Source organism: Microbacterium phosphatis (assembly GCF_049177115.1).
In the GTDB taxonomy this organism is placed as follows: domain Bacteria; phylum Actinomycetota; class Actinomycetes; order Actinomycetales; family Microbacteriaceae; genus Microbacterium; species Microbacterium phosphatis.
Genome location: NZ_CP185370.1, coordinates 2742203 through 2756231 on the forward strand (window position 1 = coordinate 2742203; position 14029 = coordinate 2756231).

Here is a 14029-nt window from a genome sequence, read left to right on the forward strand (position 1 = left end):
CACGATCGATGATCTCACCTCTTCCCGCGCACACGGGAAAGGGGCCGGCCCGACTCTCGCCGGACCGGCCCCTTCGGTCGAGGACTACTTGACCGTGACGGGCGCTGCGGCGCCCTTCAGCGTCGTGTAGCCGGCCTTGTCCAGAGCCCACGTGGTGCTGACCTGCTTGCCCTTGTCGGCGGATTTGACCGTGTAGGAGCTGGCCAGCGCGACCCACTTGCCGTCGACGTACCAGCTGACCCGCGGCGTTGTGCCCGACGGCGTCACCGTTCCGAAGTTCATGGTGAGCTTCTGCCCCACGGCCGGGGTGCCGGCGATCTTCGGTGTGATCGACGTCGTGATCTTCGGTACGGCCACCGTCACGCCCTTCGCGGTCATAGCCGCCGCGCCGTTCATGAAGTTGTTCAGCGCCTGCACGCGCACCTTCAGGATGTGGCCTGCGTCAGCCGCCACCGGCTTGTAGGTGGCACTCGTGGCGCCGGGGATCGACTTGCCGTCCCGCTGCCACTGGTACGTGAACCAGGTCGAGCCGTTGGCGGCGTTGGTCGACGTGATGTGCCACGTCGAGGGGACCCATCCGGTGCCCGGGCTGACGGTGAGCGTCTGCCCGACCGCCGCCGTCCCCGTGATCTTCGGGACTCCGGACGAGAGCGTCGACTTGACGTTCGCGCCCACCGTCGCCTTCGCGAGGGGAAGCACAAGCGCCCCGCTGCCGATGTTCGCCTCAAGGGCCGTGACGGAGAGCACCCCACCCTCGTCCGCGATGTTGTTCACATACAGAGCGAGAAGCCCCTCCAGCTCTCCCGTCAGCGGCGTCAGAAGTGTGTTGCTGAGCCCTGACAGCAGTCCGACCACCTGATCCAGCACCGGCTTCAGGACGATGTCGAGCGCCCCACCATCGGGCAGCAGCTCGGTTACTGTCTCGTCGATGATGCCCACGACGGCGTTGGGCAGGTACTTCAGAATGTTCGTGCGCGCCGGCAGGTCGTTCACGGAGTCCGCTCCATAGGGCTCAAGGAGCTCGTCGAGCGACACCTTCACCGTGTTCGTGGTGAAGTCGACGACGCCCGCCGCCTCGAGATCCACTCCCAGAGTCGTCAGCAGCGGCTCGAGCGAGTTCAGGCCGCCGCTGATCAGATCGCCGCCGACGTTGAGCTCGACACCCGCGACGTCGTAGCTCGTCGAGTGGATCGGTGTCCCGCTCTTCCAGTGGTTGTCGCGGGCAAGGGCATAGAGCGCGCCGATGCTCGCCTGCACGGAGACGGCGCCGGCATCGAGATCGATCGAAGCGGCGGGCTCGGCGTTGTCCCACGAATGGATCTCGTAGCCGCCTGAGCCCGCGCTGATCGCGCTCGGCATGTCCGTCACCGTCCCGGCATAAGCGATCGAGGATCCGAAACCGCTGACCTTCGCGTACTGCGTCACGGCGCCCAGGTTCAGGATCGATCCCAGCACTGCGGTGCCGCCGAGCTCGATCTGCGGGACGTTCACCGGGATCGACGCGAGCACGCCCGCGTCGACAGCCTCGGTGTACTCGGCGGTCTCGGTCGTCAGCAACTTGACCTCGCCGGCATCTCCCTGCGCCTGGATCGCAGCGTCAGAGGTGTCCGGCCCGAATGAGAGCGTGGCGCCGTTCACAGCGGCGACGTTCTCCACACCATCCAGCAGGGCGCCGAGCTCGACAAGCTGAGCGCTCGCGTTTCCGACGCCAGCTGTGCCGGGCCCGGTATCGGCGACCGCAGGCACCGGCGCGAACACGCCCCGGACTTCGTCCGGGGCGCGTTGCTGTCGTGCGGTCAGTCGGCGAAATCGCCGGAGAGGATCACGGGTCTGCTGGTGAGCTTGATGCGAACCTTGCCGTCTTCTGGCGCGACCGTGCTCGCCGGGCCGGCTGCCGTGGTGACGGTGATGGGGCCGTCTGCCGCGTACTCCGCAACGCCCTCGCCTGAGGGCAACCACGCGAAACGCACGGTCTCCCCGCCGGCGGCCCCGAAAGCATAGGAGCTGGCGCCAGGTACGCCCACGTCCTCGACAGCCTTGATCGGCTTGCCTGCGAGATGCGTCAGCATCAGGGCCTGCGTGAACGCGGCAGGTTTCGGCGGGAACGCCGCCACCCCATCCCAACGCTGCCAGAACTGCCCGAAGTTGCCTTCGTGGGCGTCACGGTTGTTCTCGTCGTTAACGAGGTCGTACCAGACATATCGGTCGACCCCGCGACCCAGCGCGGAGATCTCTGCGCGAATGACCATGTTCGCCTGATCCGCGTATGAGACATCACCTGTCTTGGTCGTCCAGCCCAGCTCGGTCAGCCAGATGGGCTTGGCCGCTCCGAATGCCGTCATTCCTTCCCGGGCATCGCGAACGACCCCTGCGACGCCCTCAGGATTGAAGTAGACCTGGTAGGGATGGAAACTCATGACATCGAGGTTGTCGAGACCGCCATTGCTCCATAGCTCATTCGACCACGCGGCGTCGAAGTTCCCGGTGACACCGCCGATGACGGGCAGGTCCGGGCGCACGGCCTTGATGGCGTCGTGCGCCGCGTTGAGGATCGGGGCGTAGCACTTCGCCGCTCCCCCGCAGTATCCCTTGCTGAACCAGGTGATGTTGAACTCGTTATAGACCTCGATCGCGTCCACATCGAAGTGCTGCGCCAATGCGGCTGCATAGCGGCCGTACGCGTCGAGCCCGCCTGGGGAGCGGGGTGGCATGTTGCCGTCATAAAGAGGATTGGTACGGCCCGAAATCACCAGCTTCTGCATCCCTCGCGCATCCGCCTGGCCGAACGCGCTCTCGAAGTTCGAGCTGAAGACGTACTGACCCGGACTCGGCTCAGTCGTCTCCCACTTATCGCCGAGACGAACCAGCCCCATGCCCAGCGCGCCGGCCGCGATAGTGGCGTCAGAGTTGAAGTCCTTGGCGGCGTGGATATGCGCCCCGACTCGGGGGTCCACGGGCACATGCGCCGTCTCCATCTCAATGAGGCCAACCGGCGCCGTGACCCGTCGGCCATCCGCACCCGTCACTTCGATGTTGTAATACCCCTGCCCGAGCCCGTCGAGCGGCACAGCAGAAAGACCGGCACCGAGCTCAGAAGTTCCCCTGGCCACTTCCCCGCCGTCGAGTGTCGTCGCCACCCACGTCGCAGCGCCTTCGCCGAGGTTCACGGCGAGGGCCGCTGTCTGCTGCTGCAGGATCAACACGTCGTTGCGTATCCCCCAGTCAGCCGTCACGTCTTCGAAGGACGGGTTGGGCAGCGCGTTGACGCCATCATCCGAGACGAGCGACATCGCATCGATGTCGAGCCCTCTGATTGGGGCGTCGACGACGAGCTTGACCTCGACGCTCGTCTCCGCGTCAGCTGTCTCATACGGAAGATCGACCTTCGTCCAGTCCGCATTCAGATCCGGGATCGCCAGACTGCGGGCGCCGACATAGAGGGTCGCATGCGCGGCGCTCAGTTCTTCGGCCGCGAGGCGTAGGGATGCCGACAGCGTGTACTCAGTCGACGGCTGCACAGCTACCGTGACGCTGAGCGCCGGTCGGGGCTCAGGAACGATGGGAGCGTCGACCGACAGCGCGATACGGCCGTCGGCCGCATCCCCCACCTGCGGAAGCACGCCTGCGAGCTGGGTGCGATCCGCTACGGCCCATCCGTTCACTGCCCCCACAGCTACGGCTGTGCGGGGGATCTCCGCGAGTTCGGGCGTCGGGGTCGGCGTCGGGGTGGGCGTCGGCGAGCTGGTGTCGGACGGTGCGGGCATTGGGGACGCAGCCGGTCGTTCCTCCGACGGCTTCAGAGCGAACGCGGCGCCGACTCCTCCGCCGACCACCATCACGCCCGCGACGAGAGAAGCAATGACGCGCGCCCTCACGGACCAGCGTTTCGGGTTCAGGTTGTCGGCGAACCAGGTCTTGATACTCATGGCGGCTCCGGGGTCGTGTCGCGGCGGCGGCTCAGAAGGCCTCGGGTCTCTACGACGTTACCCGTTGCTCCTCGGAGGCCGCCGCACTGCGGCTCTTGTGGTCAGGGTCGCCCTGACCGTTCCGAATAGGCTGGTGGGCATGACCTCCGCGCCTCGCCTCGTCTCGTTCGACCTGGACGACACGCTCGCCCCGTCGAAGACCGCGATCGACCCGCGCATCGGAGAACTGCTGATCCGCCTCGCCGAGCACATCGAGGTCGCCATCATCTCCGGAGGACAGCTCGCCCAGTTCGTCTCCCAGGTCGTCCAGCAGCTCCCCACCGCACCGCCCGAGACCCTCGCGCACTTCCACCTGCTGCCCACCTGCGGCACCCAGTACTACCGCTTCGCCGGCACCCCCACCGACCCCCACGCCCTCACCCAGCTGTACGCCCAGGACCTCACCGCCGACGAGAAGCACCGCGCCCTCACCGCCGTCGAAGAAGAAGCCCGCCGCCTGGGCCTGTGGGAGACGCGCACCTGGGGCGACATCCTCGAAGACCGCGGCTCGCAGATCACCTTCTCCGCCCTCGGCCAGGCCGCCCCCGTCGACGCCAAGAAGAACTGGGACCCCACCGGGGAACGCAAATCCCTCCTGCGCGAAGCCGTCGCCGCCCGCCTCCCCAACCTCGAGGTCCGCTCCGGCGGATCCACCTCCGTCGACATCACCCGCAAGGGAATCGACAAGGCCTACGGCATGCACCGACTCGCCGACGAGACCGGCATCCCCCTCACCGACATGCACTTCTACGGCGACCGCCTCGACCCCGACGGCAACGACTACCCCGTCCTGGCCATGGGACAGGTCCACTGCATCCCCGTCACCGGCTGGGAAGACACCGCCACCCACCTCGACGCACTCATCCCCACCCTCCCCGACCGCGCGCTTGCCGGGCATGCGTCGCTGAGCGGACATGATGTCTGAGCCGCTCGAGGACTTCTTCGCCGTCATTCCCGCGGGTGGCGTGGGCTCGCGTCTGTGGCCCCTGTCGCGGGCCGAGACGCCCAAGTTCCTCCACGACCTGACCGGGTCGGGTGTGTCGCTGCTGCGCAACACGTGGGACCGTCTGCTGCCCCTGGCGGGGGCGGATCGGATCACGGTGGTCACCGGTCAGGCGCACGAGCAGAAGGTGGAGGAGGACCTCCCCGACATCCTCGAGAGCAACGTGTTCATCGAGTCGTCCCAGCGCGAATCGGCCGCCGCGATCTGCCTGGCAGCGGCCATCCTGCAGCGCCGCCACCCCGGGGTGATCATCGGATCCTTCGCCGCCGACCACCACATCTCCCGCCAGCGGGCGTTCGAGTTCGCGGTGCAGCAGGCCGTCGCCCTCGCCCGCGCCGGGTACATCTCCACCATCGGCATCGCCCCCAGCGAGCCGTCGGTCGGATTCGGGTACATCCAGAAGGGCGACGAGCTGGACGTGGAGGGCGCTCCCATGGCCGCCATCGTCGAGCGGTTCGTGGAGAAGCCGGACCTGGAGACCGCGCGCCGCTACTACGCCGACCGCAACTTCCTGTGGAACGCGGGCATGTTCATCTCCCGCGCCGACGTGCTGCTGGCGGAGCTGGCCGCCAACGAACCGGACCTGCACGCCGGCCTGCAGGAGATCGCCGAGGCCTGGGACACCGACCACCGCGCCGAGGTCGTGGACCGTGTCTGGCCGGGGCTGAAGAAGATCGCCATCGACTACGCCGTCGCCGAGCCCGCCGCCGCCAAGGGCCGCCTGGCGGTTGTGCCCGGCCACTTCGACTGGGACGACGTGGGCGACTTCGCCAGCCTCGCCAAGCTGATCTCCGGCGGCAAACCCGACCGGATGTCCGTCCTCGGCCAGAACGAGAAGGTGCTCGTGGACGCCTCCACCGGCCTCGTCGTCTCCCAGACCGAGCGCATCATCGCCGTCGTCGGCGTGAACGACCTCATCGTCGTCGACACCCCCGACGCCCTCCTGGTCACCACCAGCGCCCACGCCCAGCGCGTCAAGAGCCTCGTCGGCACCCTCCAGGAGAACGGTCACGACGGCGTCCTCTGACCATGGGCCGCTGACCCGACAGCCGCAGACAGACGAAGGTCCCGGATCCGCGGATCCGGGGCCTTCGCCGTGAGCGCTCAGCGCGAGATCGGCAGCTTCAGCGTGGGCGCCTCGCCGCGCGGGTTGCTCCAGAAGCCCGGCTCGAGCATCTGCGTCGCGAGGTCCGGCGGCTCGGGCTGGTTGCGCGCCGCGAGCTCGGCCTTGGCGCGCAGGTAGGCGGCGTTGCGCTCCCAGATCTCGCGCTCGATGACCGTCTGGTCGCGCACGTGGATGAGGGCGCGGATGATCATCGCGAGCAGCAGTCCGATATAGCCGCCGATGGTGTTCGAGGCGACATCGGTCAGCGTCGAGACCCGCTCCGAGAGGGCGATGCCCTGCGTGGCCTCGATCGCACCCGAGAACGCCGGGATGAGCAGCACGGCCAGCCACCAGCCGCGTCGCGGCAGCGCGAGGCCCAGCAGGAACCCGAGCGGCACGAACATGGCCACATTCGCCAGGAACTCGAGCTCGGTGAACCCGAACTGCTCCGGCACCCCGAACCGGTACAGCACCCGCAGGACGCGATCGGCGATCCCGCCGAACTCGAGCTGCTCGGGGCTCGGCCACATCGTCACCACGAGCACGAAGGCCGTGTAGATCAGCAGCAGGCAGGTCGAGATCCACAGGCGCGCGTAGCTGCGCGGCGGCCGCGGGCCGAGGACGATGTCGCTCACGATCTCTCCGATCAGTCGTGGATCCCCGAGTCTGGCAGTCGAACCCTGGGAAACAGCGAACGGACGACGAAAGCGGGGCCGGATCCGAAGATCCGACCCCGCCGCGTTTCGACTCGCTGCGCTCGCTCTACGAGCGAAGGAGAGGAATTACTTGATGATGCTGGTCACCGTGCCGGCGCCGACGGTGCGGCCACCCTCACGGATCGCGAAGCCGAGGCCCTCTTCCATGGCGATGGGCTGGATGAGCTCCACCGTCATGTCCGTGGTGTCACCGGGCATGACCATCTCGGTGCCCTCGGGCAGCGAGATGACGCCGGTGACGTCCGTGGTGCGGAAGTAGAACTGCGGGCGGTAGTTCGTGTAGAAGGGGTTGTGACGGCCACCCTCGTCCTTCGACAGGATGTACGCGGTGCCCGTGAAGTCGGTGTGCGGCGTGACCGAACCCGGCTTCACGACGACCTGGCCGCGCTCGACGTCCTCACGCTTCAGACCGCGAAGCAGGAGACCGCAGTTCTCGCCGGCCCAGGCCTCGTCGAGCTGCTTGTGGAACATCTCGATACCCGTGACCGTGGTCTTCTGCGTCGCACGGATGCCGACGATCTCGACCTCGGAGTTGATGGCCAGCGTGCCACGCTCGGCGCGGCCCGTGACGACGGTGCCACGACCGGTGATCGTGAAGACGTCCTCGATCGGCATCAGGAACGGCTTGTCGCGGTCACGCACCGGGTCCGGAACGAACTCGTCGACCTTCTCCATGAGCTCGAGGATCGAGTTGACCCACTTCTCCTCGCCCTGCAGCGCCTGGAAGCCGGAGACGCGCACGACGGGAGCGTCCTCGGCGAAGCCCTGGCTCGCGAGCAGCTCGGAGACCTCGAGCTCGACGAGCTCCAGGATCTCCTCGTCCTCGACCATGTCGCACTTGTTCAGGGCGACGAGCAGGTAGGGGACGCCGACCTGCTTGGCGAGCAGCACGTGCTCACGCGTCTGGGCCATCGGACCATCGGTGGCCGCGACCACGAGGATGGCGCCGTCCATCTGCGCCGCACCCGTGATCATGTTCTTGATGTAGTCAGCGTGACCCGGGGCGTCGACGTGAGCGTAGTGACGCTTGGGCGTCTCGTACTCGACGTGCGAGATGTTGATCGTAATACCGCGCTGGCGCTCCTCGGGAGCCGAGTCGATCGACGCGAAGTCGCGCTGAACGTTGGTGGCCGACGGGTACTTGTCGGCGAGCACCTTAGAGATCGCCGCGGTGAGCGTCGTCTTGCCGTGGTCGACGTGACCGATCGTTCCGATGTTCACGTGCGGCTTGGTGCGCTCGAACTTGGCCTTAGCCACTGGGTCCTCCTCAGGACGGTAAATGGATCGTCACCGGGCGCTGGATTGCGACCGGATCTGTCCGGGGATGTAGTTCAGTCTAGAACAGACTCGATATGAAGTTTTTGGGAGCCCGGGGCCGCATCGCTGTGGCCCCGGGCCTGACCATCAGGTCAGGGTGATTACTCGCCCTGGCCCTTCTGGATGATCTCGTCGGCGACAGCCTTCGGAACCTCGGAGTAGCTGTCGAAGGTCATCGAGTAGACCGCACGGCCCGACGTCTTCGAACGCAGGTCGCCGATGTAGCCGAACATGGCCGACAGCGGGACGAGGGCCTTGATGACCTTCACGCCCTGCGCGTCCTCCATGGACTGCATCTGGCCACGACGCGAGTTCAGGTCGCCGATCACGTCGCCCATGTACTCCTCGGGCGTGCGGACCTCAACGGCCATGAGCGGCTCGAGGATGACGGGGCTCGCCTTGCGGACGGCCTCCTTGAAGCCCATGGAGCCGGCGATCTTGAACGCCATCTCCGAGGAGTCGACGTCGTGCGACGCGCCGTCCACGAGGGTGGCCTTCACGCCGACCATCGGGTAGCCCGCGAGGACACCGGTGTTCATGGCGTCCTGGAAGCCCTGGTTCGTCGGCTCGATGTACTCGCGCGGGATACGACCACCGCTGACGGCGTTCACGAACTCGTACGTCGTGTCGGCCGTGACCTCGAGCGGCTCCAGCTTGAACTGGATCTTCGCGAACTGACCCGAACCACCGGTCTGCTTCTTGTGCGTGTAGTCGTGACGCTCGACGACCTTGCGGATCGTCTCGCGGTAGGCCACCTGGGGCTTGCCCACGTTGGCCTCGACCTTGAACTCGCGCTTCATGCGGTCCACGAGGATGTCGAGGTGCAGCTCGCCCATGCCCTTGATGACGGTCTGACCGGTCTCGGCGTTGTTCTCGACGCGGAACGTCGGGTCCTCTTCCGCGAGCTTCTGGATCGCGAGACCCAGCTTCTCCTGGTCGGCCTTCGTCTTGGGCTCGATGGCCACCTCGATGACGGGCTCGGGGAAGGTCATCGACTCGAGGACGACCTGCTCCTTGGCGTCGGAGAGGGTGTCACCCGTGGTCGTGTCCTTCAGACCGATGACCGCGTAGATGTGGCCCGCGGTGACCGAGTCGACCGGGTTCTCCTTGTTGGCGTGCATCTGGAAGATCTTTCCGATGCGCTCCTTCTTGCCCTTGGTCGAGTTGATGACCTGCTCGCCCGAGGCGAGACCACCCGAGTAGACGCGGATGTAGGTCAGGCGACCGAAGAACGGGTGCGAGACGACCTTGAACGCGAGGGCCGCGAAGGGCTCCGACGCGTCCGCGTGACGCTCGATGACGATCTCCTCGTTCTTCGGGTCGTGCGCCTCGATGGCGGGCACGTCGAGGGGCGAGGGGAGGTAGTCGACGACCGCGTCGAGCATCGGCTGCACACCGCGGTTCTTGAACGCCGAACCACACAGGACCGGGTAGACCTCGGACGCGATGGTGAGCTTGCGGATGCCGGCCTTGATCTCGGCGACCGTGAGCTCCTCGCCGCCGAAGAACTTCTCGAGCAGCGCGTCGTCGGACTCGGCGACGGTCTCGAGGAGCTGCTGACGGTACTCGTCGGCCTTGTCCTTGAGGTCGGCCGGGATCTCGGTGATCTCGTACTTGGCGCCCATGGTCACGTCGCCCTTGGCGTCGCCGGGCCACACGAGCGCGCGCATCTCGACGAGGTCGATGACACCCACGAAGTCGCTCTCCGCGCCGATGGGCAGCTGGATCACGAGGGGCTTGGCCTTCAGGCGGTTGACGATGGTGTCGACCGTGAAGTAGAAGTCGGCGCCCAGCTTGTCCATCTTGTTGACGAAGCAGATGCGGGGGACGTCGTACTTGTCGGCCTGACGCCACACGGTCTCGGACTGGGGCTCGACGCCCTCCTTGCCGTCGAAGACGGCGACGGCGCCATCGAGGACGCGGAGCGAGCGCTCCACCTCGACCGTGAAGTCCACGTGGCCGGGGGTGTCGATGATGTTGATCTGGTTCTTGTCCCAGAAGCACGTCACAGCAGCGGACGTGATGGTGATGCCACGCTCCTGCTCCTGCTCCATCCAGTCGGTCGTGGCGCCACCGTCGTGCGTCTCGCCGATCTTGTGGTTCACACCCGTGTAGAACAGGATGCGCTCGGTCGTCGTGGTCTTACCGGCATCGATGTGCGCCATGATGCCGATGTTGCGGACCTTCTTGAGGTCCGTGAGCACTTCCTGTGCCACTTGAAGTTCCTAACGTGTGGTTGGAGTAGAGCGTGGGGGCCGGATCCGGAGAACGGGTGACGCTCTCCGGATCCGGCGATGCTGTTTACCAGCGGTAGTGCGCGAAGGCCTTGTTCGACTCGGCCATCTTGTGAGTGTCCTCACGACGCTTCACGGCGGCACCGAGGCCGTTCGAGGCGTCCAGGATCTCGTTCATCAGACGCTCGGTCATCGTCTTCTCACGACGACCCTTCGCGTACGACACGAGCCAGCGCAGCGCCAGCGTGTTCGCACGGTGCGGCTTGACCTCGACCGGCACCTGGTAGGTCGAGCCGCCGACGCGGCGGCTGCGGACCTCGAGGGTGGGGCGGACGTTGTCGAGCGCCTTCTTGAGGGTGGCGACGGCATCCTGGCCGTTCTTCGCCTCAACGCCCTGGAGGGCGGTGTAGACGATCGACTCGGCGATCGACTTCTTGCCGTCGACAAGGATCTTGTTGACGAGCTGCGTGACGATCGGAGCGCCGTAGACCGGGTCGTTGACGACGGGGCGCTTCGGGGCGGGTCCCTTACGAGGCATCTGACTCAGCCCTTCTTCGCGCCGTAGCGGCTGCGAGCCTGCTTACGGTTCTTGACAGCCTGGGTGTCGAGCGCACCACGGACGATCTTGTAGCGGACACCGGGGAGGTCCTTCACACGACCACCACGGACGAGCACAAGCGAGTGCTCCTGGAGGTTGTGTCCCTCACCGGGGATGTAGGCCGTGACCTCGGTGCCGTTGCGGAGCTTGACACGAGCGACCTTGCGCATCGCCGAGTTCGGCTTCTTGGGCGTGGTCGTGTACACGCGGGTGCAGACACCCGCCTGCTGCGGGTTCGCCTTAAGAGCGGGCGCCTTGGTCTTGGAGACCTTGGGCGACCGGCCCTTGCGAACCAGCTGCTGAATAGTAGGCACTGGTTTCCTTCTGTCTTGTGCTGCACGGTGACAGCGGTGGATCCCCTTGCGGGGTTTCACGATGACCCACCCGGGCGGCAGAGATCGCCGCTCGTTTGATGTGGTGGATATGCCGTGGGGGCGACCTGTTCTCAGGACGATCCCGAATGTGTGATGTTCGCTGCGCACGCTTGCGGGCGCGCGCGAACGCACACCCCTTAATGATAGCGCATGGGGCAGATCCGGCGTGTCGTGCGCAGGTTCCGCACAGGCTGGTGCAAGCGCGTCCCGCCTCGTCCCCCGCGTGACCCGCCCGCGGGCGATGCCGCCTCAGATCCCGAGGCCGTCGAACGGGTCATCCAGCGCCTGGGCCAGCTCGGCGAGCATCGCCGCGACCTGGGGCTCGACGAACTCGACGATCGCGGCGTGGATCCGCAGGCGGTGGTGCAGCAGGATCGCGCAGACCTCGCGACCGAGCATGTTCGCGTACTCGTCGGCGAGGGCGACCTCGCGTCGCAGGGCCACCTTCGCGTCCTCGGTGAGCGGCGGCAGGCTCGGCACCTGCGTCTCGTCCTCGCTGGCGAGCCCCTGCAGCGTGAACAGGAACGGCTGCCCGGGAACCGGATCGGGGTCGAGCGGCATGCCCTCGAACTCGGGGGCCAGCCCCTCGGTGGGGCGGTAGCCGCGCGCGCGGTTGCGGGCGGCCTGCTGATCGAGCTCGGTCTGCAGCATCGGCAGGTTGCGCGAGGTGTAGTCGGCCACGCCGTGGTCGACGATCGTCTTGATGCGCGTGGACAGCCCGTGCTGCACGCCGTGCGGGACATCGGATCCGAGACCCGCGGCCGACAGGATCGGCGAGCCGAGACAGCGCCGGCAGGGGGCGACCCGGCCGCGGTGCGTGGCCGGCTCCCAGCGGGGCACCCAGCGCAGCCAGGCGTCCACCGCCTGGCTGACCTGCGTCTCGAGCGAGCGCTCCACGTCTACAGGGTAGAGGCGGCGCGCCGTCTCGGTGGGGTTTGGGCGTTTCGACTCGCTGCGCTCGCTCAACGAGCGAATGAGGCGAGGGCCCTCAGCCGGCTGTCCTCACTCGTCGTCCTCGTCGCGCTCCCAGGGCCAGCGCGGCTGGTGCGCGGCGGTGCGTCGCACGGCGATCGCCGCCCATCCCGCCACCACGGCCGAGCCGGCGACCACGGCCGAGCCCCATCCCGTCGCCACGCCCGCCACGGCCGCGGTCGCGGTGGCGAGGTCGCCGCCGAACACCAGCGCCAGCACCCAGAGCGCGGCCAGGTGCGCGAGCGCGCTTGCGAGGGCGACGACGATGACGGTCGTGTAGCGCGGCCGCTCGGCGCGCAGCACCGGCCACAGCACCCCCGCGAACGCGATGGCCGCGACGCCGAAGGCGAGCGGGCCCGGCACCGGGCTCATCCCCGGCGTCGCGATGACGTCCCGGTCGGTCGCGAGGCTCAGCATGCCGGAGCCGAACACCACCAGGGCCACGAACCCCACCACCGCGAACGCGAGGAGCGCCGCGGGAGGAAACCTCCCGGGCGCTCCCGGCATGTCGGCGTGCGTGATCTCAGCCCAGCTTGGGGCCGGCCTCGAGCGTGCGCTCGTACTCGGCCTGCGCCTCGGCGTTGCGCGCGGTCACCTTGGCGCCGCGGCGGGCGACCCACGCGCCGAACCAGATGGTGATCTCGCGCGCGAACACGAACGCGGCGATCGCGAGCGGCGACAGCAGCTGCTTGCCGACCTCGTCCAGACCCTCGCGGGCGGTGAGCTGCCAGAACGGGGCGTCGACCAGGGCGCCCGCGATGTGACCGGCGTACGCGATGATCCCGACGAAGATGCCCAGCAGCACCCACGCGGCCCAGCGGGCACGGTTCACGAAGGCGCCGAGCAGCCAGAAGCCGAGGAAGAACACCAGCACGGTCGTCCAGAAGCCGAGCGACGTCGCGGCCTCGAGCGACCAGTCCGCGATGTTGTCGAGCGTGACCTCGCCGGCCAGCGCGGCGAAGCCGAGCTTCGCGGCGAAGTACAGCACGGCGAAGACGAGCGCGGCGAGGAGGCCGATCAGGCCGGCGGCGCCGCGGTTGCCCTTGCGGCGCGGCGGCTCCGGGGCCTGCACGAACACGGGCAGCGGCTGGGCCGGGGCGGCGGGCGCCACGGGCGTCGGCTGCTCGGGGGCCACCGGCTCGCTCGAGGTGATCGCCGGCGCGGCGGGGGCCTCGTAGGCATCGGTCGCGGTGAAGGTCTGGGTGCGGTCGGCCGGCTCGAACCACGGGTCGGGCTTCCTGCCGGACTCGTCGGGCTGGCCCGAGCGCGTGGTCACCGTGGTCGACGCGCCGCGCGACTCGAGGTCGTCGAGGTCGGCGGCCAGGGCGGCGTAGTCGGGCTCGCTGTGCGCGGGCTCGGCGGGCGCCTCGACGGGCGCGTCGTCGGCGGGCGTGTGCACGACGTCGGTCGGACCGGTGTTCTCGCGCGCCTCGCGTCGCGTGGCGGGCTGATCCGTGTCGGCCGCATCCACGTCTTGCGACTCGGGCGCGGACGGCGGCGCCGGCTCCACGGCCGGCTCGGTGGCGGCGTCCTCGATGGGCTCGCCGTGGTGGGGCTCGCGGGGTCCCTGGGCGTCACTCATCTGAAGCACTCCTCACGTCGGGGACTCTCCCCTGACCTTCCGGAGATTACCTCCCGGATCCGGCCACGGGGCGCAGGCATGCCGCGAAGCCTCACCCTCCGGTTCAGGTGCAGGAAGACGCACAGAGGGCCCCGGCCGAAGCCGGGGCCCTCAGGGCTACTGC

The 14029-nt window shown here is 67.8% G+C and carries 12 protein-coding genes; 2 read left to right on the plus strand and 10 right to left on the minus strand.

The genetic code is table 11. From position 1 onward, the window contains the following. Positions 1-84: 84 nt before the first annotated feature. Both ACOKGD_RS13140 and ACOKGD_RS13145 read right to left on the minus strand, forming a co-directional pair. Entirely contained in the window at positions 85-1758 is a 1674-nt protein-coding gene (locus ACOKGD_RS13140) for a choice-of-anchor G family protein (protein WP_342337676.1), read from the minus strand. A gap of 38 nt (positions 1759-1796) precedes the next feature. Then, complete coding sequence (locus ACOKGD_RS13145) at positions 1797-3926, minus strand: glycosyl hydrolase (protein ID WP_342337677.1); 2130 nt, start codon at positions 3924-3926, stop codon at positions 1797-1799. Positions 3927-4065: 139 nt separating this feature from the next. On the opposite strand from ACOKGD_RS13145, the gene ACOKGD_RS13150 reads away from it, so the two are divergent. Both ACOKGD_RS13150 and ACOKGD_RS13155 read left to right on the plus strand, forming a co-directional pair. After that, positions 4066-4890 (plus strand): HAD-IIB family hydrolase, encoded by an 825-nt coding sequence (locus ACOKGD_RS13150; RefSeq protein WP_421355059.1) that lies wholly within the window; start codon positions 4066-4068, stop codon positions 4888-4890. Then, positions 4883-5995, plus strand: a complete 1113-nt coding sequence (locus ACOKGD_RS13155) for a mannose-1-phosphate guanylyltransferase (RefSeq protein ID WP_421355060.1) — start codon at positions 4883-4885, stop codon at positions 5993-5995. The genes ACOKGD_RS13150 and ACOKGD_RS13155 overlap by 8 nt, the downstream gene beginning before the upstream one ends. Positions 5996-6072: 77 nt before the next feature. Here ACOKGD_RS13155 and ACOKGD_RS13160 read toward each other — a convergent pair whose 3' ends face one another. The 8 genes from ACOKGD_RS13160 to ACOKGD_RS13195 all read right to left on the minus strand — a co-directional run bounded on the left by ACOKGD_RS13160 (position 6073) and on the right by ACOKGD_RS13195 (position 13866). Further along, positions 6073-6708, minus strand: coding sequence for a VanZ family protein (locus ACOKGD_RS13160; protein ID WP_342337797.1), 636 nt, complete (start codon positions 6706-6708; stop codon positions 6073-6075). 147 nt (positions 6709-6855) lie between these two features. Then, positions 6856-8046: an elongation factor Tu gene (gene tuf, locus ACOKGD_RS13165; protein WP_342337798.1), complete on the minus strand. Its 1191-nt coding sequence runs from the start codon at positions 8044-8046 to the stop codon at positions 6856-6858. Between the two features lie 161 nt (positions 8047-8207). Next, the gene (gene fusA / locus ACOKGD_RS13170) at positions 8208-10322 is read right to left on the minus strand and encodes an elongation factor G (protein WP_342337799.1); all 2115 of its coding nucleotides are present in this window, start codon (positions 10320-10322) and stop codon (positions 8208-8210) included. Positions 10323-10407: 85 nt separating this feature from the next. Then, the gene (rpsG, locus tag ACOKGD_RS13175; protein ID WP_135115264.1) at positions 10408-10878 is read right to left on the minus strand and encodes a 30S ribosomal protein S7; all 471 of its coding nucleotides are present in this window, start codon (positions 10876-10878) and stop codon (positions 10408-10410) included. 5 nt (positions 10879-10883) lie between these two features. Further along, positions 10884-11252, minus strand: a complete 369-nt coding sequence (gene rpsL / locus ACOKGD_RS13180) for a 30S ribosomal protein S12 (protein ID WP_018171438.1) — start codon at positions 11250-11252, stop codon at positions 10884-10886. A gap of 309 nt (positions 11253-11561) precedes the next feature. After that, a complete protein-coding gene (locus ACOKGD_RS13185) occupies positions 11562-12209 on the minus strand; it encodes a spermidine/putrescine ABC transporter substrate-binding protein (protein ID WP_342337800.1) in 648 nt (215 codons plus the stop codon). Positions 12210-12314: 105 nt separating this feature from the next. Continuing rightward, positions 12315-12791, minus strand: coding sequence for a hypothetical protein (locus ACOKGD_RS13190; protein WP_342337801.1), 477 nt, complete (start codon positions 12789-12791; stop codon positions 12315-12317). Between the two features lie 16 nt (positions 12792-12807). After that, a complete protein-coding gene (locus tag ACOKGD_RS13195) occupies positions 12808-13866 on the minus strand; it encodes an ABC transporter (protein WP_342337803.1) in 1059 nt (352 codons plus the stop codon). Between the last annotated feature and the right edge of the window lie 163 nt (positions 13867-14029).